Origin of the sequence: Paenibacillus sp. FSL R5-0810, assembly GCF_038002285.1 — a bacterium.
In the GTDB taxonomy this organism is placed as follows: Bacteria; Bacillota; Bacilli; order Paenibacillales; family Paenibacillaceae; genus Paenibacillus_AQ; species Paenibacillus_AQ lactis.
Window position 1 is genome coordinate 387,924 of record NZ_JBBOCF010000001.1, and the last position, 21,362, is coordinate 409,285.

A 21,362-nucleotide genomic window follows, 5' to 3' on the forward strand; every position below is an offset into this window, starting at 1 on the left:
TCACTCACCCTCTCCGTTCTGCTCCGGAGGAACGATCGTTGGATATACCTCTGCCAGATGTTTAACGACGCTGCCTCTTGTAATGAGTCCGAGGAACCGGTTATTGCTGTCGACTACGGGAAGGTTGCTGAGCTGATGGCTGTCCATGATCTCAATAGCCTGGGCAAGCGTGCTTCCCGAAGCCACCGAATAACGAACGGGATGCATAACGTCCGCTACGGTTTTGCCTTCCTCGCCGTATTGGTCGAGCACCCGGTAGATCGAAACCGCTCCTTGAAGCTGCCGGTTACGGTCTACGATCAGCAGCGAATCGACCCGCTTACTTTCCATCATCTTGATGGCTTCCGCTAATCCTCGGCTTGGGAATGCAGTGACCGGATTCGTAATCATGACTTCATCGACAAGCGGAATCTCATAGGTGCTTTCGTTTTGCAGACGCTTCGAGCCGATAAAGTCACGTACAAAATCATTTGCGGGATGACGTAAAATGGTGTCCGGTCTACCCGTTTGAATCACTTCACCATCCTTCATCAGAACGATGGTATCCGCAATTTTAATAGCTTCATCCATATCATGCGTCACAAAAATAATGGTTTTATTGAGCTCCTGCTGCAGCCGGATCAGCTCATCTTGAAGCTGCTCACGGCTGATGGGATCAAGAGCAGAGAACGGCTCATCCATCAGGATGATGTCCGGATCGGCCGCAAGCGCACGTACGACACCCACACGCTGCTGTTGCCCGCCGCTTAGCTCGGATGGATAGCGTGTGCCATACGTTGTATGGTCCAGCCCGACCATGTCGAGCAGCTGGTTTACTTTTTGTTCGATTTTATCTTTATCCCACTTCTTCAGACGCGGAACCACTCCCGCGTTCTTGGCGATATTCATATGCGGAAATAATCCAACGCTTTGAATGACGTAGCCGATATTGCGCCGCAGTTCAACCGGATTCAATCGGGAGATATCCTTGCCGTCAATCAGTACTCGGCCAGATGATGGCGTGTTGAGCGCATTGATCAGCTTCATCGTTGTCGATTTGCCGCAGCCGCTCGGTCCGATGAGGACGGTAATTTCCCCTTTTTTGAATTCAAGATTAATGTCTTTCAACGCGTGAAAGCCATTTTCATAAACCTTGTTCACATGCTCCAGTACTATCATTCAATCGCCCCTTTACAAGCAGTATCCATATTATGCGGAGCATTTGGCATATCATCCACGGGGATCCCAAATTTGTTGTGGGGGAAGTTCAGTATCAGAGCTCTAGATGGCGACAGCCTTGTTATGTAGACATAGAAAATGAAGCGAACGAGTTAGCAAAAGCCTCAAAATGGATAGGATTAGACACATTTTTTAATGGTGGAGAAAGAATCAAAGAGGAAGCCCGGAGGGGACTAACAATGTAAGCCCAATAATCTTCGTTACGGCATTGACTTATATCGAAAAAAATTCCACCTTTATCTGCAGTGTAGTTGTCCCAACAGTATAATCCCTTATTACACCCATTCGAAAATGTATGCCAAGACTGTGACCCCCTGGTCGTACACGGGAAAGTATGTGTCTCATACATGAATCTCTGATATGCCTGAAGTCAGGCAGCTATGTTCTAATCAACTGCCTTCCCCAGCCCCAATGGATCTATGCAAAATGCATTAGCTAGCAACTTGTCCCTTAGGAATAGGTCCGTATGCCCGCAATTATATGTTTAATACCAATACCCATTTTGCTTTGGAATGAAACAAGTAGTTCGAAAGATCGGTGGGTTGCTGGTGCTTGGGGTTCAAATGGGGATGAGATAGGCTTTCTCCTTAGAGAGCAAGCCATACAAACTGAAGGGGATAAATCAAGTCTATAAAGAGGCTTGGATGATGGGGCATAAGTCTATTACTAGGGGTGTTTACTAGGGACGGGAATACACGTAATATGGGAGTTGTAATGAAGTTTGGGAATAAGTTGTTAGGTGAAATTGCTGAAAAGTCAAAAGATTCAAGGTTGTTTTTATAAATATATATAGGGGGGCTAAATGTACAAGTATACACTTTGCTTCATAAAAAAAGGAAGTAAATTACTCATGTTGAATAGAGATTCAGCTCCGACAAAAGGATTATGGAATGGAGTAGGAGGAAAAATTGAAGGGAACGAATCACCAACTGAATGTGTAATACGAGAATCCTTGGAAGAAACTGGAATTGTTTTAGAGAATGTAGCGTATAAAGGCGTTATCAGTTGGATTGCAGATGCAAGTTATTCAGGTGGGATGTATGTTTTTATAGCAGTAATTCCAGATGATTATCAATATATTACGCCCAAAAAAGTAGATGAAGGTATTTTAGATTGGAAGGATATTGAGTGGATATTGTCGGAAGGGAATTTGGGGGTCGGGGAGATGATTCCACAATTCCTACCGAAGGTCTTAAGCAGCGCTGAATGTTTTGAACATAAGTGTATCCTTGAGAATAATAAATTAATTTATTACGATGCAGTAAGATTACGGCAGATAGAGACAATATAAAAGATTGTTTTGGATAAGGAAGTCACCAACCTCTGCTAGCAGTCTATTCTCGCATTGAATCCTCACGGCTACTCGTTCGTCAAGGAGGCATCTCGGAATTTTCATGCTACTTATAAAATGGTTGAGTAAGTATGGATAAAGAAGAAGGACAGACAAGGGGGATATCAAAAAGAAGATGATAAAATTTCTGTTGAATATTCTATTAAGCCCTTCACCAAGTTCTGACTTTACTGAATTAGAGGTTTTTGAATATGAAGGAATGATACCTAGGCTTTACAAAGGTGAATTTGCCTATGACTCTACTTATCCTAAATATCGTTTTCTTCAGTATTTAGCTTTGAAGAATCATATTTTGTTTCACGGATCAAATAATCCTCAGATTGATATTTTTGAACCTCGGGAACAAACGTTATTTAACGGAGAATTAGTCAGGGCGGTCTTTGCTTCTGCGGATCCTACATGGTCCATATTCTATGCTGTATTGGATAGAAGTAAACAAGTCGGAGGTTTTAGAAATGGATGTTTAATATTTAAAAGTAAGAAGTATCACTTCTATTCTTTGAATGCATCGACAATGATGAATAACCCTTGGACAAAGGGGACGATATACATATTACCAAAATCAAAATTTAAACAGTCTGATAAAAATAAGATTCATTTTGATGAGTGGGTTTCATATGAACATGTGAAGCCGATAGCCCGATTGGAAGTTGAAATTCAAGATTTCTATTTTCGGGATAAGGTTTCAACCCATAAGGATAACGAGTCCTTGCTAAAGACGTGGCTGCTTTATAAAGTTAGATCGAGGAGAGCAAAGTCAAGGATGGCAAGGAACAGCAGATAACAAAGTATTATCTAACAGGAGCTAAACTGAATCTAAAGATGAAGTTATGTGTTTCGAACATTGTCTATTCTTTGAACCAATAAAAGCTGCCCCAAGCTATGCGGGCAGCTTTTCCTATTTCCAGAGGAATTTCCTCGCTACTCCTCCATAGATAGTCCGAGCTCTTCGTTCTGCCTTTCTTGCAGAGCTTCCTGCGGCCACAAATAAGAGTGCAGCATGTCGATGCTTTCTTTAATCAAACGCTCCCGGCTGATGCCCATACCGCCGAAAGCTACGGCTTCAACCACCCCATGCGCTGCAAGAATAAGGACCGTCGCCGCTGCGTCCGGGTCCTTGATTCGAGTCTCCTGCTGCCAGGAGCGAAGAAGTCGGGCCGTAAACTTATAGAAGAACCGCATCTCCTTGTCCGCCATGTCCTTAATCTCAGGATATGACAGCGCCATGATGTCCATTTCCCGATGAAAACCGATGTCCACCTCGTGAGCCTTAATCATGATCTCGATCACGTCCCGGATCAGTTCCCGTTTGTTCTGGCTGGTATTCAGTTGAAGAGCGCCGTGACCTCGGAGAATCCCTGTGAAGCGTTCATGGAAGAGAGCCAGCGCGTCTTTGAAAATTTCCATTTTATCCGTGTAATAGGAATAGACACTGCCAACAGCTACATTCGCTTCCTTCGCGATTTCCTTTGTATTCGTGGCGTGGAAGCCTTTCTCCGAGAAGAGTTTCATGGCCGCCGCAACGATCTTTTGTTTCGTTTCCATGCTTCGCTGCTGCTGGGGCACGCGGGTCTTATCCTGATCTTTCTCTGCCATTTTCATCACCTACGCCTAATTGTATTTCTCCTCCTTATCCAAAGTCAACGAAATTATGAATCATAGTTCACATTTTTATTGACAAAAATGAACTTTAGTTCATATAATCCGATTAAAACGTGAACTAAAGTTCATGTTAAAAAGGAGAGGGTTACTTTGTCTAAGCTTACCGGTATCCGCCGCGGGATTGCATTTGCCGCCATTATCTTGGGGTACTTCATGGCACTCCTGGATACGACTATCGTTAACGTCACCTTGCCGGAGATGACCCGGCAATTCAACACCGCCATGGACGATATGTCCTGGATCGTCAATGGTTATAACCTGGCCTTTGCCGTCTTCTTGATCACGGCTTCCCGAATCGCTGATCAGTTCGGTCGTAAGCGTCTTTTCCTCGTCGGTACAGCGTTGTTTGTCGTTACTTCGATTCTGTGCGGACTGTCAACCTCTGTCGAAACGATGGTCTTCTACCGAGTCTTGCAGGGCATGTCTGCAGCGATTGTCGTTCCGGTTACGATTCCCTTGGCAGCTGACTTGTTTCCGAAGGAAAAACACGGCATGGTCCTCGGCATCTGGGGGGCCATCTCCAGTCTGGCGGCTGCCAGCGGACCTACCTTGGGTGGCATTTTAACCAATTCCATCGGTTGGGAAGCTATTTTCTTCGTGAATGTCCCTATTGGGATAGCTGCAATCTGCCTGGCAATCCCGTTGATCCGTGAATCCTTCGACACTTCCGCGGGACGGAAGATCGATTGGCTGGGCGTGTTGACCCTTTCTGCCGCGATGTTCTGCATAACCTACGGATTGATTAACGTGAGCGAATGGGGCTGGGATTCGTTGAAATTTATCGGGTACATGGCTGCTTTTCTCGTTTTTATAGTTCTCTTCTTAATCGTTGAGCTTCGTACGTCTGTGCCTATGCTGCCCTTGTGGCTGCTGCGCATACTCCCCTTCAACGGGGCAGTGCTCACACTTGTGATGATTGGTGCGGGCATTACTGCCTCAACCTACCTGATGTCGTACTTTCTGACCGGGATTCTGGGCAATAGTATCCTGGAAGCAGGGATCACCATCTCTGCCATGTCACTTGCTTCAATGGTGATTTCCGCAATAGCCGGAGGAATGTCCAACAAGTATGGCAGCCGCTGGTTTGTCACCGCGGGAATGGGGATATTAGCTCTGTCTTTCTATCTGTATGGATCGCTGAATGCGGCATCCACCGAATGGAGCGTGGTCTGGCGGCTGATCTTAACAGGTGTGGGCATAGGTCTCTCTGTCGCTCCCGTTATGGGCGCCTCCATCCGCAACGTGCCGGAAGAGAAGATCGGCATCGCCTCGGGTATCATGAATATGTCTAGAGCGATCGGCTCAGTTCTGGGCGTAGCTATTTTGGTTTCTGTGCTAAATACGGCGTTAAGCCATTACAGTGGGGAGGCTGTGAACAAAATAAAGCTGCAAATCGAGAGCAGCGCCGACCTCTCGGCGGAGGCCAAGGAGGTCATCCTGGAGCAGGTGGGGCGTATGGTACAAGAGAAGTCCTCAGCCGGTGCTAAGAACGCCGAGGGGGCGGTCCTCCTTCAACTGGATACCATGGAGAAGGCTCTATTGTCCGAGGCGGATGAATCGGTAATGCAGGAGCTCCAAGCTGCTTTCACGCAGCAGCGGCAAGAGCTGGGGCAGCAATTATCCCAGGTGAGCACGGATTTGCAGGATGCGTTCGTTGCCTCCTTCAGTCGGACTTTCCATGCGGGCGGATGGTTTTTGTTGCTAGGGATCCCCTTTGCCCTGATTTCTGATCGTCGAGGTGGAAAGCGTCTGATGACTGATCCATCTATGAGGGCCTTCGCTGCCAACGAAGATGCGTGATGGGCAGAATGAATTTGACGGAATTGAGGTGGATCGTAAAGGATCTGTCCGCTGCCGGAGAAAGGTTTTTGGACTTGCCATCGAGAATAAAGAATAAAGCAATTCAATGAGGGATCGGCGGCAGAGTCGATCCTTCGCTTTCGATTGGAGGTTACGATGAAACAAGGTAAGAGCTATCTAATTGCAGCTTGTGTGTCCTTGCTAGTTCCAATCATTCACCTTGGTTTTTTAGAAATCAGCACGAACATAAAAAATTCAAAACAAAATCACGATCCAAATCTATTCGGTCAAGAGATCGTTATAAATACAGATATCACTGATGCCTTTTATTTATATTGGTATTCATATACGGCACCAGATTTCGTCCGTGATTACTTCTTAACATTGTTGGTGTTCTTCATTGGGATTTTTTTGTTTCGGCGAATATTCAGAAGAGAGAAAAGGACTCGACTCACTTGCAATTGACATGTATTCTCGCTTCGGAGCTGCCTCGATCTACTCTCGGTCGCAAGGAAAATTTAAAGGCGTCGATTTAAAGAAACATCAATGTGGGAGAGTGTTCATTGAGACTATACTGTAACGGAAGGAGGGCTACCTATTAAATATAAATCAGAGAACACGATTGCCCATATCTCGTTGCATGACTGCATCATTGCATCAACCTCAACTGAAGGGCAGAATTTATCGGTAACATTTGAGCACATAGATGTTTTATCGGATCACCCTCTTAACTACACGGGGATGGCTATGTATTCTGGAGAAGCAACGTTAACTTTTGTGGATTTTGAAATTGTGGAGTCCATTTTATTTGATACTTCAGAAGTGAAGAATAAGAGAAGAATTGTTGTAGAAATAAATGCTCAAAAGAGGGAACTTCATTATTCTGATTTGTTAGTTGATTTTGAAGTGCTTAAGGATGAGGTACTCAATAAGGAGGGGAATTATCTATTTCATAGATTTGATGGAACAGCTTCAAAAAAGTACAATTCTGATTTTGGATATTGGGTTATCAAATACAAGAAACTGATTATGGAATGGGACGAATTAATAGATAAAGCGTGGTTTGAAGAAAGGTAGGATTTTATTTCCCCCACGGAAAAAAGGCAAACTGCTTGATAAATTGAACGAAGCAACAAGTACTGGAGGACGGCATGGGAAACACGATTTCACTACCCCCAAGATTCAAGGATGTAGTTGAACCAATAAGTATGTCAAATGGATTAACCTCCGTGTTTATTGAGGTTTTAGTTATTAGCGGTTCCATACTGGCTGGAACAAATCGAGAAAAAGAATTGATTATCTGGCTAGCACAAAGGGATCAGTCCGTCGTTGGAATAGGGACCGTTGGTTTTGATATCGATGAAATGCCTTGGACGGTCAATTCCTTTGCAAGTGAGAAGGATTTTATGCTGCGAACGATTTCGCATGCGGCAAAAGGCTTAGGGTGGGAGAAATTAAGCTATGAACCACGTCAAGACCAGGTTGTTCATTGTTTGAAGCAGTTTGACTTCATGATTCAGGCGTTTAATCAAGAAGATGTGAGCATGAACAATTATATAGAGTGAGCAGAAATTGAAGAGGGTGATGATAACCCGACAATCCCAAGAGGGTACCCTAAATGTGAACAACATAATATCTATTTAAGTTGCCATGGATGTATACTTTGTAATAATGAAAGTTGATTAAGAGTGCAGAATGTACTAAAAGCAATGTAGCAAAAGTGTGATCAAGCGGACGTTATTCGCAAAGTGAGTTTGCAGAATTGTTTTTAAAAAAATCGGAAGTATGGGGGAGTAATGGAAGTATTAACGAAGAAACAAGCACAATTCACGATATCGAAAGAGCAACCCCTAAGTTCATATTATCTGGAGGAGCTTGACTTTTACAATCAAGCATTGTTTAAGGAAGAAACGATAAATCAAAAAATTGTTATCGAGAACTGCCGTATTGAGACACTTGACCTGGCAATCATGCAGTTCAACCAGGAAGTCATTCTACGTGGTTGTATCGTTGGGCGTGCTAATTTCCATGGCACGTATTTTTTGAAAGGCATTAAGATTGAGGAATGTTTTGGAAAGAAAGCTCCCTAATAGATGCAAGATTTATCACTCAGTATGAAGAGGAAATGGAAATCGAACACGCAGTTTTCGATGTCCTACAAAGAGTACATAAAGTAAGTTACACCTGGTTAGTTTCAAAACCACAAAATTTAAGTGCTGAAGAAACGGTATGGGCATTTGAAGGAACAAGTAATAATTCCAGAATTATAGGTATAGATTGGTTACAGTTCATCCTTGAAACAAAAACAATAAAAAATTATGGATGGAGTCATTAGTGAGAAGAGATACCACTCTCAGATCGAATAAAAAGCTGTGGGTGTCTTTGGGGCAGGTACGCATGCACCAATAATCCATTTTGGAGGAATCAAGGTGGAAGAATCTATAAAACTATATACCGTTTGTTTGATAGTAAATGACAGTAGAATCTTATTGCTAAACAGACAACACGATGACTATAAAGGTTTTATTGCTCCAGGAGGACGAATTGAGTTCCCTGAAAGCCCCATTGAATGTGCAATTCGAGAAGTACAAGAGGAAACAGGTCTACTTGTAAGGAATTTGAAATTTAAAGGGCTAGCCGAATATATGAATCCCGATAAGGAAAGATATATGATTTTTAATTATATAACTCATGACTTTGAAGGTACTTTGATTGAAGATGGTCGGGAAGGAAAGCCGGAATGGGTAAGGATCGCTGATATTTCCGATATCGATATGCAAGAGAACTTTAAGAGAAGAATCCCCTTGTTTTTCGAGGAAGGGACGTTTGAAACGCATATGAATCGATACCAAGAAGGCATGAAAGAAGAACATGTTATAAAGATGTAATTTGCTGTGTATAGAGAAATGAAACATCAGATAACAAGACGGATTCGCTCATCGTTGCAGGACAAGTAGAATGAAGCTCCGAGTCAATTTCAGGTGGTAACATTATTACAATTGGATGCCTACCGCCGTGAATTCGATTTAAAGAAGTTACAGTGTGCAATTATTAAAGCTATATCCATGTACCCGTCCCGCCAAAGATAGGTGTAAGGAGTTATTTAGATGCCGACTTATGAAAATAAACAAGCGCTTATTGATGAAATTATGAGAACCTATCATTTACTTGATCAAGAGTTCGACGCCGTGCCTAAGGATCGTGAATGTTTCCGAGTCGAAGAGGTAGACCGGACTCCTCAAGAAATGCTTGCCTATCAGGTAGGCTGGCTGACCTTATTATTAAGCTGGGAAAGGGATGAATTAGCTGGCCTGGAAGTGATCACCCCGTCCCCGCTATATAAGTGGAATCAGTTAGGGCTGTTGTATGCGCACTTTTACGATACCTATGCCGGTAGTTCATTGCATGAACTGCGCGCTCTACTCCAACAACGCGTAGAAGAGGTCTGTCAATGGATTGAGCAGCTTGAAGATGAAGAATTTTTCTCCCCAGGCAAACGAAAGTGGGCTGCCACCAGCGCAAACTGGCCAATTTGCAAATGGATTCATATTAATTCTGTTGCCCCGTTTAAAAGCTTTCGAACCAAAATCAGAAAATGGAAGAAAATTGTGTGCGTATAAAGGAGAATTTTTATGATCTCAATCCAAGAAGTTGAATACGAACAAAAGTCTATCTTACGCAATCTCCTCGAATTATATAAATACGACTTTAGTGAATTTGATCCAGAAGATGACTTGAATGCCAATGGATTATATGAATATAAATACTTGGACCATTATTGGACGGAAGACGGAAGATACCCATTTTTCATCAAGGTCGATGATAAACTGGCGGGTTTTGCTTTAGTACGGATGCATGGTACTGAATTAAATGAAAACATTTATAGTATGGCCGAGTTTTTTGTCATGAAGAAATATCGAAAACAAAAAGTCGGACAAACCGTTGCACAGGAGTTGTTTAATCGCTTTAGGGGCATTTGGAAAGTTGCTCAAATTGAGGCGAATCAACCAGCTCAAGACTTCTGGAGAAAAACAATTGACCGTTATACAGACGGAAACTATCAGGAAATACGAGAAGAGGGTTGGGAAGGCCCTATACAAACATTCTCGTCGGCAGCCCGACATAATGATAACAAATAACGCATACAACATAAGACCCGGCCTAAGATCAAAGCTATCAAAGGACGGGTCTTTTTCTAATCACCATATCGGTTTATATTAGAGCGAGGTAAAGGCTGACTAAGCTGTAATAGCCGCGTGAATCCCAAATGTTTGTCTATAACAGGAAGAGGGGGAGGGTGTTTTGGAAGCGGATATAACCAGAAGTATGAAATCAAGTTTCCCTTATCGATGTATCTTCAAGTCATTTGTTATAGTATAGTTTCAATATTGATGTTTAAGCTGGTATTCATCGTTGATTCATTTTTCCTTGCGGTATTTCTATCTTTCCTGATCTTGGTTCAAGTCGGAGGAATAGCTAGCTTAATCACAAGAATGCTTAGAAGAAACAGTGAGCTGGAAATTAACCCCCAATAAAATTCGGATCAATCGAAAGGAAGTCTCTAAGGAAGACATTGAAAAGATCATCATTGACGATTCTTTTACACAGAGCATTGGTATCAAGCGATACGGCAATAGGTTAATTTCAATGGATTTACATTTCAGGTTCAAGAATAAGGAAGAGACTAATTTAGAGGAATTAACAGTGTGGGCACGTGTAAATGGAATCGCTGTAACTCGTGGGAAAATATTTAGATGGATAAAGTTATTCGGACCCTACCTAACGAAGCGCCGTACCTTTCAATAGTAAAATCAGACTAAAATAAATCATCCAGAATAGTGAGGACATAGAAAATGACAAAGAAGCTATATTACGAATCAGCCTATATTCGGGAGTGGGGGACGCGAATCACGCGCAAATGGGAGCGGGAAGATGGAGCTTATCTGGTCTTGGAGGAGACGGCCTTTTATCCGCACGGCGGAGGGCAGCCGTGTGACCTGGGATGGATCGATGCTATCCCGGTGCTGGATGTCGTTCTTGAAGAAGGAGAGATTTTGCATAAAGTGGAGCGTTTCCCTGAGAAGGAAGAAGTTCAATGTCGTTTGAATTGGGATCGGAGGTTTGACCACATGCAGCATCATAGCGGTCAGCATCTGCTGTCCGCCATGTGTTTGGAGGTATGCGAGGCGGAGACGCTCAGTTTCCACCTGGGCCAGGATTACGCCACCATTGATATCGCACGGGCAGACCTGTCCCCAGCCGAGATAATGATGCTGGAGCTCGAAGTCAATGATCAGATATACCTGAACCGGAAGGTGTCGAGTTATTTTGTGACCCGTGAGCAGGCAGCCGTCCTCCCGCTGGTAAAGCAGCCGAAGGTAACCGAGGATATCCGGATCGTTGAAATTGAAGGGATAGAATATAACGCATGCGGAGGCACCCATGTCTCAGCCACAGGTGAGATCGGCATGATCAAGCTGCTGAGAGCAGAGAAGCAGAAGGGGCATTTGCGCATTTATTTTAAATGCGGTTATCGTGCGTTGAAGGAATTCAATGCCGGAATGGACATTCTAAGCAGCCTATCCGCTAGGTTCAATACCTCGAAGGAAGAGATTCTGGACCGGATTGCAAAATGGGATCAAGAGCAAAAGCAGCTCCAGACGGAATTAAACGCCGTGAAAGCTGAGAATGATGCCTACCTGGCCGAGAAGCTATTAGCTGGACGTCAAAGCGGCCTGATCAAGCATGTCTTTGCGGACAAGCCGCTGAAGGATATGCAGACCCTGGCGGCCAAGCTCACCGACCAAACTGACGTTATCGTGCTTTTTGTGTCCAATGCGGACAACAAGGTGCTTCTTGCTAAAGGGGGAAAGCGCGAGCTCGCCTGCGGTGCGTTCTTCAAGCAGCATCTAGCTAATTATAATGGTAAAGGCGGAGGAAGCGACAACATGGCGCAGGCCGGTTTTGCCACTGAAGAGAATGCGATGGCGTTTTACCATTTCGCGGCGCAGTCATTAGCATCGGTTGAAGGGGAATAAGGGAATTAAGGCGGATTGTGATAATAAAATGAACAATAAAACGCAAGAAATAACCCCTATAAATATGTTATAAAATGAAGTATACTGAGGTAAGAATAAGTAAGGAGTCGTGCGGGAACACGACTCCAGTGTACAATAACTGCATAAAGAGCAGTCGGCCGCTAAGTGGTGGTCGAAATAGACCGTTACCTTAGGGAGGGCGGTCTATTTCTTTTTCATGTAGGTTAGGAGCGCCAGAATGAACATGCCGAACATGAACATTAAGGAAAGTGTGTCATAGACCTCCATGGGCATCACCTCCCTTCATGGAGACTAGCCAACCGCCCTTTTAGCCGTACATTGTACTCGAAAAATTCTCAGAGACAGATGAATATTGAAACAACACACGACCCGGCCTAAGATAAGAGCTATCTAAGGTCGGGTCTCGTCGTGGATGCGATTGAAGAGCCTAGTCATGTAAAACGAACGCATGAAAGGAATTACGAATGAAGAAATATACTGAATTTTCTTTTTACCTGCCGTTTTTTGATTTGATCGATGATCCCGATGAGGGATCCCATTTAGAACAGTTAATGGGGCAGCTGCATATAAGTTTCGATATAACCGCGTTATATCATCGATATCTTTCTTATGGGGCAGGAAAAGGAGATATTTTTGTATTTATCAAGGAAGACGATAGGGACAGCTTTATATTCATTGATTTATTTAACGGCTATACCGATCAGCATAACATGGTAAAATTAGGGGTTCGCTGCGACAGTAAGCTGGATGAGAAGATCAGGAACCTGCTATACCAGATATACTCCCAGGCAGAGCTCACGAGTAAATTCATTGAAAGTTATGATGATTTGCTCAAGCTTGAGACCTGCAGCGGGGATTATCCCAAAGAGATTCGGTATGGAGATTATACTTACATTAAAAACATTCATTATAACGCCATCTAGTGATGTTCGTGCTGCAAGGCCAGTTAATGCCCGCTGGGTTCAGCTGCATGTATAAGTAGAGAAGAGGCCTCCAGATCAAATAATTGCAGCTGTTTAAATAAACGATGTTCAAGAATGCTGGGAAGCGAGGTGAATCATGAAGAAGATCTCCGTGATGTTTCTACTTATGGCCTTCTTAATTTTGGGTTGTCAGAACAATGACACTAAAGATGATAACTGGGGAAGTAATCATCTTATTAGAAGTGGAGATATAATTGATATCATCATAAAGGATAAGGATGAAGCAAATAGAACATTGTCCCCAACAGAGTTGCAGGATTTTATGAATATAATTCATGGTGGCGTATATGAGATCGGACAGCTTGATATTGGTCCAGCGGATAATGTGGTTGAAATGGCAATGAAGAATGGAGAAACGAAGAAGCTATCGTTATGGCTGAATCAGGGAGAAGATTTATTTGTGGATCATGATGATAATGGGCATTACAAGCTGTTATTAGATGAGGATGAACGAAATAAATTGATCGATATCCTTCATTAATAAGTTACTAGAAGAATACTCAAGCGATTGAGCTCGCGAGAGGGATTACTTTGCTGATCACAAGGGCCAGAACATCGCGGAAAACTGTAAGAAGCTTAGGGAATATCCCTAAGCTTCGTTGTCCATTACAGGAATCATACGTCACATCTCCCAAAGGAACATCCTGTCAATCCCCAACAACACTGCTGCAGTGATTGAACAGAACCTTTTATGATGTAAGGTCCTTATCCCATTATTCGTTCGCGCTCGTATCCGCATCAAATAATTCCTTAACATAGGCTTGGAGCTTGCTCTTATTCACGCCGAGCACCTGGGCATGTCCTACCTTTTCATTCGTTAACAACGAGAAAGGGGGAATCTGCTCCTCATCAATATGGTCCAGATCGAGATCGAAACCTAAAGCGGCCAGCTTCAGCATTTCTTTTGGTGATAAATCGGTTTCGATGTAGGGGCTGATGGATTCCAGAATACCGGGAAGCTTGATCAGACCCGTGGTTGACTGCATTTTCTTAGCGATTTCAGAGATCAGCTTGCGCTGACGCTCCGTACGCGCAAAATCCGACCTTGCCTCTTTCCGGAAACGCACGTATTGCAGGGCCATGTTACCGTCAAGATGCTGGTACCCTTTTTTCAAATCGATGTCGTATAGGTGCTGATCGGCTTTGCTTGTGTAATGCATATCTCGCTCTACTTCGATGTCAACCCCGCCAAGTGCATCCACAAGAGCAATAAAGCCGACAAAGTCGGTATAGACGTATTTATGTATCGGGATATCCAGCAGCTCGCTGACGGTTTGTCTCGTTAAATTCGTACCGCCGTAGGCAAACGCCGAGTTTAATCTTCCTTTTCCATGTCCCGGTATGTCTACGTAAGTATCCCTGAGAATTGAAAATAGATGGACTTTTTTCGAAACGGGATCGATGGATGCCACCAAAATCGAATCCGATCTCCCAGAATCCTCCCCGCGGGAATCTCCTCCGAGCAGAAGAATATTGATACGCTCTTTGCCTTCCCATTTCGGGATCTTAATGGTCTGATCACCATCCGTGGGCGAATTCGACGACGTTGCTATTGGCGGCCGGTTCGATGCGGTGGAGATGCTGTTCGTGAAGTGAACAATCGAATAGAGATAATATGATATGACGGCTACCACACTAAGTAACAATACGCTCGAAAATATCTTTAACCATTTCTTTTTCATCGTTCTAGAACCATCCTAACCTCATAAAATCAGTGCCACAGCACTTTAACAGATGATCTCCATCGGGACGAGTCCGTCACTGAAACATTCGGTACGAATGAACATTATACATTTCGCAGGATGGTATCGGAATTGAATTACCTTACACTTTCCTTACAAAATCGTAATATAAGGTAATGAAGGACGAATTCATATGCATCAATAGCCGCATCTGGTACCGGGGGGCAATATTGATATCAGCGCAGCAAACCGTAGAAAAACCGGGAAACCTCCCGTCAGCCATTGCGTAATTGACTTTAAAATGAGAGACCAGGGCTAAGTTAAATGATAGGGATCATGTGGGGAAAAGGAGGGGGATGTGCGTCTACAATAGATAGAGATTCCGGCGAGAGCAGATGTGTCGGTCGAATCGGATATGAAGCGGCTATCGCCGGCTATCAAGAAGGCATGGGAGCGTATGAACGAACTGAATGACCTTGCGCTGGAGCTCGTTGCTAAGGCGCATCCGGACGAGGATGTAAACGAGCTGGTTCTGTCTAAGGTTGCCTTCGACGAGGAACGCCTGCGTGCGCATCGGGTATGACACAGGCGATACCCCGGCCGGGTGGCTGTATATCTACATGTTATTTAATCGAATGGAAGCGAGCAGCCATCTCATCTATTAGACTTCTTGATGATGGAAGTTTGAGCAAGCAAGCATTAGCCTTTCATGGACGCCGGTTTGCCCTGCTGCATCTCTTGAATGCGGCAATTGTGGAAGGCGGTTATTTTCCATTCCCCATTTTGTTTGATGATCACATTGGAATTGAGTGACCCACGGTCATTCGGATCTTGAGCAGGCTCGGCAAGTTGAACCTCCCCGATCGCATGAACGATCGCTACATCCGGTGTAATAAAACGCGGCTGCAGATCCGTGTACGAACGGGACACGAGGACAGAGCCTTTCAGTGGTCCGTTAAACAGCATTTGGTGGACGTCGGCGATTTGTTGTCTTCCTTTCAGGTGCTGGCCGGCGAATGTTACATAATCGGCGTCTTCGGTAAAACAATTCCCGTAAGCTGCTCCATCGCCCTTGTTCCAAGCCTCGCTTAAGCTTGCGAATAAATCACTGATCGCTTTCAGTTCTTCTTGTTTAGCCATTTGAACCAGTCCTCTCCATAGTTAATTTGGTTTGGCGGGTACAGAACCCTTGTGCTATACTTGTGAACAAATAAAATCTTGATCGATAAATAATCTTAATGAATTAAATATCTTGATCAATCAAGATGTTTTTATCTTACCGCGGAGGTTTCACGATGTCAAGAGACAATGTTTTACCGGATGTTTCGTCCTTGCAGCAGGAATTGCTGCTTGAGTTGCGCCAGAACAGCGCGCGTGCGGTCATGTTGCATGATTTAATCTCTGAGAAAATGGGTCTGAACGCTACCGATCATAAATGCCTGGACTTTATAAATCAGGCTGGGCCTGTAACGGCCGGGCAGCTGGCTCAATTAACGGGGCTTACGACAGGAGCTGTTACCAGTGTGATTGATCGGCTGGAACAGGCGGGTTATGTCATCAGGGACAAGGACCCCAATGATCGAAGACGCGTCGTCGTCAAGCTCGTTCCGGAACGTTCCGAGCAGGTTGCGCCTGTATTTAAATCGCTCATGCAATCGACTCTTCAGATCATGGGTCAATATACGGATCAAGAGCTGCAATTTATACTGAAGTTCATCAAGCAATGTAATGAGATGACGTTAGACGAGATGAAAAAACTTAAAGAGGAAAATCCATAAGAAGAATGCTCAGACTACAAACGCCCAAGCCAAAGACAAGAGCTATTAGAGGCTTGGGTGTTTCTTGAATAACCATAACTAAAAAGGGTTCTAAATTTGTTTTTACAAGAAGGATCTAAAACATGAGAATACAATCAAAGGACGTTTTCTATGGCGATATGTATTGAATTCGAATTAGTAGAGTTGAAGGGATCAGCTGCCGAATATCGGTTTGGAAGCTGTTTGAACGAGTTGACTGGCCTTTTTGAGGTCGATCTTGAAAAGCTGGTAAGCGGAGAGATTCCATGGGATACACCCATGGAACAGGTTGTTATCTTATTAAATAATAAGCAAAGTCAGGCAATGGCCAATCTTCAGTAAAATTTTTAAACACTACAAGAAAACAGGCCAATATTTAACGCATGGAGGATATTACGCCTGAAGGCGTGGTGAATCGGTTATCACTGTGTACTGGGATGCGTAGATTATGGAGGAGGGCGTCTTATGACGGAAGGATTTCGTTTAGAACAAGTTGGATCAGAAGATCCAGAAGATGAATGCAGAATGTCCGGGTTTGGGCAGCTTGCTTTATTCCAATGCCAAGTCGAATATCACTTTAATACGGAAGATATGCGTGTGAAGGAAGCAGAAGCATATATTGATACCGTGTTGAATGCTTTGCCGGCTGAAACGATTGATGAAATATGCGAGCGAGCATGCGAGTGGAAAAATGAAAAAATGTCCAGTGATACGGCTGATTATCCGACCGGCTTGGCTGAAGCCAGTGGGAGAGAGATATTGGCCTTTATGTCCGTAGGGGATGTTGAGCTTTATCGAAACCCTTACGACCGAAGTGATGATACATTCGGAGCCATTCTGGGTGGAGGAACCGAATGGGACGCTGAAAAAGGCATGGAGATCATTATACGGGGCAGCAAAGCTCTTGAGGTGCGCGAGTATTTAGGCTATGGCGAGTATGCCATTTGGGACGAAGAAGAAGCGACGGACTAAGCTTGGCTGTAATTTTTAAACAGGGGTGATCTCATGATAATTCGAACTGCAACGAAGGAAGATATGGATCAGCTTATTCGCATGAGATGGGATTTTACATTTGAAGACGATGTGGATGGCAACTTGAAAAATGAAAAATATGATGACTTCTACGATGAGTGTATGGAGTTTTTATTAGATGCATTTGAAAGCGGGAATTGGTATATATGGGTTGCTGAAGAAAACGGCTTTCTAGTCTCCAATATGTACATAGAACTTATTCACAAGGTACCAAGACCTGGACGAATCACCTATCCATTTGCCTATATGACGAATGTCTATACAAAACCAGATTTTCGAGGAAGAGGCATTGGTAGTCGGTTGATATCTAAAATCAATGAATGGGCAAAAGAAAACCGATATGAATTTATCATTGTGTGGCCAAGTGATGAGGGTGTTGATTTTTACAAGAAACATGGGTACCAGCATTGCAAAGAACCAATGGAAAACATGTTTAGTGAGTGAAAGGGTCGGAATAAATTGTGAACAGAACAAAAAGGGGGGAGCCGTAAAAAGTGGAATTGCTGCATGATGTACAAAGTAAACTTGATTTATTCTTTGACGTTTATCAGCTAGATAAAGATCCTGCTTTCAGCAGATTTATCCCCATGGTTTATGATCCAATTGGTTTCGATTGGAAAGCGAAGTTTGAAGAAGATTTTACCCAGCGCTTTAATGGTCTAATGATGAAGGGAGGTCCGGAGCTCCAGCGGATTTTTTTAGCTTCATTTCCAACGGATGAGGTCGTAATACAGTTTATTGAGGAAGCGGATGAAGGTGATCTTCTGTTTATGCATCATCCCATACCAATGGAGTGTGGTGATCCTCAAGGCGAGTGGGGGAGAGGTTTTTTGCCAATAACCCCGTCTCTTCTAGATGAGATTTCACGAAGACAGCTCTCGATCTACACTTGTCATGCGCCATTAGATTATAATCGTAAGATTGGTACAAGTATTTCGATTTCGGAAGCACTTGGAGGCGAGATCGTAGATGAGTTCTGCCCATACGGTAACGGATACGCGGGGGTGATTTGCGATATTGATTTAACAAGCACGGATGAATTGATTGATAGATTGCTTCCGCTTTTTGAGGTGCCCTATGTTGATTTTGAGGGAATTAAACATAAACGGATTCAGCGAATTGCCATCATTGCTGGATGCGGGGATGTTGTTTCCGATATGAAAGAGGCAGAGCGCAAAGGGGCACAAGCTTATGTGACAGGAGAAATCCATTGCCACATTCATAATGATTATGGAAAGAGCAAATATAACCGGATGAAGGAATACGTTGAGGAGACTCAAATGTCATTGATTGGTCTATCCCACGCAGCCTCTGAGTTTTTTGTGATGAAAACCCAAATGCTGCAATGGATCGAGCAAGAAATGAATGTGGAGGTTCAACTGTTAAGACAGAGTAAGTGGTGGGTTTAGTAAGATGTAGTATTTCATATAACAATGTATTAACGATGAATAGCTTTCGCTTAGTCAAGGAAAACAGCACAAACCATAAATGCCCAGTCTGCGCTCACAGGCTGGGCTATTTTTGTTGCGTGCAATTACAGAATTGCAAGAATCCATCCATAAAAATAGAACTCATTATTTTCGGGGCAAGCTTGATGAATTATTTTAATTGTTCTTTTTTAGAATTCGTACTATAATTTTTATGTATTTCTTTTGTCCTATCTAAAGTTAGGAAAAAACTATCAAAATAATGATTTGTGAAATGAAAACTGTGCCATAAGAAGCGGGCTAAAAGTTCTAATATTCTGCTAAGGAACATGAGTGGTCGCGAGGTACCCATCATTTTGGAATTGCCTGTTATTTTTCATTACCAGGATAGGAATTATCTAATTCTCAAGGGGGGGATCTGTCAGCACTTTTTGCAATTCGAAAGGCAAGATCGTACATCAAGGGAGAGAAGTCAGATGAAGAAATCATCATGGAGTTTAATTTTATCTTTATTATTAGTTTTCAGCTTATTCCCAAGCTCGCTCGTTGCGGCAGACAGTTCCCAAGTGCTGACATTCAACAACAAGATTACGGGGTCGATCACGAATGCAGGTGATGAGTTGCACCAGTATTCATTTGTCGTTCCTTCAGCAGGACGAGTAAATGTAGAAGTATTCTCTGAAATCAGAGAAGCGCTGTTCTATGTGATGGCACCCGACGGTACAACGGAGCTTGCTAAGGAAGATCTCTATTACGGCAGTGAATCCGAGCCGAAGAAATGGGACACATGGTTAGATCTTGAGGCAGGTACATATTTCATCAAGGTTAAGCAGTATGGCAAGAACACGGGGGCCTATTCTCTTAAACTTACCCACACACCGGCCAATGGCCAGGATATCGAGCCAAATGATAGCACTGATGCAGCACAGCCTCTGAATTTAAAGGGAACCGTTCAAAAGGGCCTTATTTCCGAGTCCGATTCGGTTGATGTTTATCGATTGGATGTGCCGTCGGCTGGACGAGTCGATTTGGAGGCATTTTCATATATTAGAGAGGTTTTACTCTATGTATTGGATGGCGACGGGACGACGGAAATCACAAAGCAGGACCTGTATTATGGAAGCCTGGACGAGCCGCAGAAATGGACGCAATCCCTCGATTTGGAAGCGGGAACCTATTATTTTAAAGTGAAGAAATATGGCAGCAACACCGGAAAATATACAATTAAAGCGAATCATACTCCGGTGAAAGGAAATGATGCGGAGCCGAACAACAACACGGAACAGTCGCAGGCGCTCCAGACCAACAACAAAGCGCAGACTGGCTATATTTCCGAATCCGACGACGTAGATGTTTACCGATTCCAGCTGCCAAAGGCCGGGCAAGTCGATTTGGAGGCCATTTCTCAGATTAGAGAAGTGTTAATTTATGTACTGGACGCTGATGGTACGACCGAAATTGATAAAGCCGACCTGTATTATGGTAGTGATCAAGAGCCGAAAAAGTGGAATGAGTCGCTTGATCTCGAAGCCGGTACGTACTTTATCAAAGTCAAGAAATATGGCAGCAACACCGGAAAATACACTCTAAAAGCGAATTTTAAAGCCTATAACGGACATGATGCTGAGCCGAATGATACGAAGGAAATGGCGCAGTCGATCCAATTGACCAATCAACATGTGAAAGGCTGGATTTCCTGGTCGGATGATGTGGATATGTACAAATTTACGGTACCGAAAACCGGACCCGTTCAGTTGGATTTCACGTCACAGATTAACGAAGTCCTTGTCTATCTCCTTGCAAACGATGGTGTGACAGAACTGTATAAAAATGATGTGTACTACGCTAGTGACGATCAGCCGAAAAAAGTCGTACAGAAGCTTCAGCTTAAACCAGGCACGTATTATGTCAAGGTGAAGAAATACGGCGCTAACACCGGAGCTTATAGCCTGAGAATGAAGGAATTGACTCCGCCAGCAGCACCTAAAGTGAATGCACTGAAAAGCCAGTCAACCAAGGTCACGGGCAAGGCCGAGCCATCTTCTACTGTAACGGTATATTCCGGAAAAACGCTGATTGGCAAAGGAACTGCGAATAAGAGTGGCAATTTTACTGTGTCCATTAAGGCACAGAAGGCAGGGAAAATTTTAACCCTCTATGCGACAGACGCTGCTGGAAACCGCAGTACTGCTGCCAAGGTTATCGTGAAGTAAACAAGAACAGGATTGGGACATCGGGTTGAACTCCGATCGTTACCCAATCCTTTTTTTATCGTGATCGTGAGGAACGACCATGTACACATTATGCTCATGCATACAATGCTATCACCCTTCGCCAATGGGATGTATAATA

24 protein-coding genes are annotated in these 21,362 nt (G+C 43.7%); 19 read left to right on the top strand and 5 right to left on the bottom strand.

The window, feature by feature from the left end:
- Nucleotides 1–1,158: an ABC transporter ATP-binding protein gene (locus MKX76_RS01695; protein WP_007127825.1), complete on the bottom strand. Its 1,158-nt coding sequence runs from the start codon at nt 1,156–1,158 to the stop codon at nt 1–3.
- 862 nt (nt 1,159–2,020) lie between these two features.
- Between MKX76_RS01695 and MKX76_RS01700 the strand changes: the two genes are divergently transcribed.
- Together MKX76_RS01700 and MKX76_RS01705 are read left to right on the top strand one after the other, a co-directional pair.
- Entirely contained in the window at nt 2,021–2,509 is a 489-nt protein-coding gene (locus MKX76_RS01700) for an NUDIX hydrolase (RefSeq protein WP_341032803.1), read from the top strand.
- A 175-nt stretch (nt 2,510–2,684) separates the two neighbouring features.
- Nucleotides 2,685–3,353: a hypothetical protein gene (locus MKX76_RS01705; protein ID WP_341032805.1), complete on the top strand. Its 669-nt coding sequence runs from the start codon at nt 2,685–2,687 to the stop codon at nt 3,351–3,353.
- A gap of 137 nt (nt 3,354–3,490) precedes the next feature.
- Here MKX76_RS01705 and MKX76_RS01710 read toward each other — a convergent pair whose 3' ends face one another.
- A complete protein-coding gene (locus MKX76_RS01710) occupies nt 3,491–4,165 on the bottom strand; it encodes a TetR/AcrR family transcriptional regulator (protein ID WP_251537673.1) in 675 nt (224 codons plus the stop codon).
- Nucleotides 4,166–4,321: 156 nt separating this feature from the next.
- On the opposite strand from MKX76_RS01710, the gene MKX76_RS01715 reads away from it, so the two are divergent.
- The 9 genes from MKX76_RS01715 (at nt 4,322) to MKX76_RS01755 (ending at nt 12,069) form a co-directional block, all read left to right on the top strand.
- Nucleotides 4,322–6,031, top strand: coding sequence for an MFS transporter (locus MKX76_RS01715; protein ID WP_341032807.1), 1,710 nt, complete (start codon nt 4,322–4,324; stop codon nt 6,029–6,031).
- Nucleotides 6,032–6,778: 747 nt separating this feature from the next.
- Nucleotides 6,779–7,108 (top strand): hypothetical protein, encoded by a 330-nt coding sequence (locus MKX76_RS01720; protein WP_099478864.1) that lies wholly within the window; start codon nt 6,779–6,781, stop codon nt 7,106–7,108.
- A 74-nt stretch (nt 7,109–7,182) separates the two neighbouring features.
- Nucleotides 7,183–7,596: a hypothetical protein gene (locus tag MKX76_RS01725; protein WP_341032810.1), complete on the top strand. Its 414-nt coding sequence runs from the start codon at nt 7,183–7,185 to the stop codon at nt 7,594–7,596.
- Nucleotides 7,597–7,827: 231 nt separating this feature from the next.
- Nucleotides 7,828–8,121, top strand: a complete 294-nt coding sequence (locus MKX76_RS01730) for a hypothetical protein (RefSeq protein ID WP_341032812.1) — start codon at nt 7,828–7,830, stop codon at nt 8,119–8,121.
- Nucleotides 8,097–8,366, top strand: coding sequence for a hypothetical protein (locus tag MKX76_RS01735; protein WP_341032814.1), 270 nt, complete (start codon nt 8,097–8,099; stop codon nt 8,364–8,366). Before MKX76_RS01730 ends, MKX76_RS01735 begins: the two co-directional genes overlap by 25 nt.
- Nucleotides 8,367–8,460: 94 nt before the next feature.
- Nucleotides 8,461–8,919 carry an 8-oxo-dGTP diphosphatase gene (locus MKX76_RS01740; RefSeq protein ID WP_341032816.1) on the top strand — a complete coding sequence of 153 codons (459 nt, stop codon included), beginning with the start codon at nt 8,461–8,463 and terminating at the stop codon, nt 8,917–8,919.
- Between the two features lie 219 nt (nt 8,920–9,138).
- On the top strand, nt 9,139–9,651 hold the full coding sequence (locus tag MKX76_RS01745; RefSeq protein WP_341032818.1) for a ClbS/DfsB family four-helix bundle protein: 513 nt from the start codon (nt 9,139–9,141) through the stop codon (nt 9,649–9,651).
- A 12-nt stretch (nt 9,652–9,663) separates the two neighbouring features.
- Complete coding sequence (locus tag MKX76_RS01750) at nt 9,664–10,170, top strand: GNAT family N-acetyltransferase (RefSeq protein ID WP_341032819.1); 507 nt, start codon at nt 9,664–9,666, stop codon at nt 10,168–10,170.
- A gap of 714 nt (nt 10,171–10,884) precedes the next feature.
- Nucleotides 10,885–12,069 carry an alanyl-tRNA editing protein gene (locus MKX76_RS01755; protein ID WP_341032821.1) on the top strand — a complete coding sequence of 395 codons (1,185 nt, stop codon included), beginning with the start codon at nt 10,885–10,887 and terminating at the stop codon, nt 12,067–12,069.
- Between the two features lie 204 nt (nt 12,070–12,273).
- Here MKX76_RS01755 and MKX76_RS01760 read toward each other — a convergent pair whose 3' ends face one another.
- Entirely contained in the window at nt 12,274–12,363 is a 90-nt protein-coding gene (locus MKX76_RS01760) for a putative holin-like toxin (protein WP_321175361.1), read from the bottom strand.
- 191 nt (nt 12,364–12,554) lie between these two features.
- Here MKX76_RS01760 and MKX76_RS01765 point away from each other — a divergent pair, with 191 nt between their 5' ends.
- The gene (locus tag MKX76_RS01765; RefSeq protein ID WP_341032823.1) at nt 12,555–13,013 is read left to right on the top strand and encodes a hypothetical protein; all 459 of its coding nucleotides are present in this window, start codon (nt 12,555–12,557) and stop codon (nt 13,011–13,013) included.
- A gap of 136 nt (nt 13,014–13,149) precedes the next feature.
- Nucleotides 13,150–13,554: a hypothetical protein gene (locus MKX76_RS01770; RefSeq protein WP_341032825.1), complete on the top strand. Its 405-nt coding sequence runs from the start codon at nt 13,150–13,152 to the stop codon at nt 13,552–13,554.
- A 232-nt stretch (nt 13,555–13,786) separates the two neighbouring features.
- Here the strand turns inward: MKX76_RS01770 and MKX76_RS01775 are convergent, their stop codons facing one another.
- A complete protein-coding gene (locus MKX76_RS01775; protein ID WP_341032827.1) occupies nt 13,787–14,755 on the bottom strand; it encodes an LCP family protein in 969 nt (322 codons plus the stop codon).
- A 397-nt stretch (nt 14,756–15,152) separates the two neighbouring features.
- Between MKX76_RS01775 and MKX76_RS01780 the strand changes: the two genes are divergently transcribed.
- On the top strand, nt 15,153–15,338 hold the full coding sequence (locus MKX76_RS01780) for a hypothetical protein (RefSeq protein ID WP_341032829.1): 186 nt from the start codon (nt 15,153–15,155) through the stop codon (nt 15,336–15,338).
- A gap of 116 nt (nt 15,339–15,454) precedes the next feature.
- Here MKX76_RS01780 and MKX76_RS01785 read toward each other — a convergent pair whose 3' ends face one another.
- Nucleotides 15,455–15,895, bottom strand: coding sequence for an SgcJ/EcaC family oxidoreductase (locus MKX76_RS01785; RefSeq protein WP_028404704.1), 441 nt, complete (start codon nt 15,893–15,895; stop codon nt 15,455–15,457).
- Between the two features lie 155 nt (nt 15,896–16,050).
- Here MKX76_RS01785 and MKX76_RS01790 point away from each other — a divergent pair, with 155 nt between their 5' ends.
- From MKX76_RS01790 to MKX76_RS01810, 5 genes are all read left to right on the top strand, one after another.
- Nucleotides 16,051–16,533, top strand: a complete 483-nt coding sequence (locus MKX76_RS01790; RefSeq protein WP_007127843.1) for a MarR family winged helix-turn-helix transcriptional regulator — start codon at nt 16,051–16,053, stop codon at nt 16,531–16,533.
- Nucleotides 16,534–17,016: 483 nt separating this feature from the next.
- Nucleotides 17,017–17,523, top strand: a complete 507-nt coding sequence (locus tag MKX76_RS01795; protein WP_341032831.1) for a DUF6985 domain-containing protein — start codon at nt 17,017–17,019, stop codon at nt 17,521–17,523.
- 33 nt (nt 17,524–17,556) lie between these two features.
- Nucleotides 17,557–18,027, top strand: a complete 471-nt coding sequence (locus tag MKX76_RS01800; protein WP_341032833.1) for a GNAT family N-acetyltransferase — start codon at nt 17,557–17,559, stop codon at nt 18,025–18,027.
- A 50-nt stretch (nt 18,028–18,077) separates the two neighbouring features.
- Complete coding sequence (locus MKX76_RS01805) at nt 18,078–18,992, top strand: Nif3-like dinuclear metal center hexameric protein (protein WP_341032835.1); 915 nt, start codon at nt 18,078–18,080, stop codon at nt 18,990–18,992.
- Nucleotides 18,993–19,486: 494 nt separating this feature from the next.
- Nucleotides 19,487–21,223 carry an Ig-like domain-containing protein gene (locus tag MKX76_RS01810; protein ID WP_341032836.1) on the top strand — a complete coding sequence of 579 codons (1,737 nt, stop codon included), beginning with the start codon at nt 19,487–19,489 and terminating at the stop codon, nt 21,221–21,223.
- Nucleotides 21,224–21,362 lie beyond the last annotated feature (139 nt).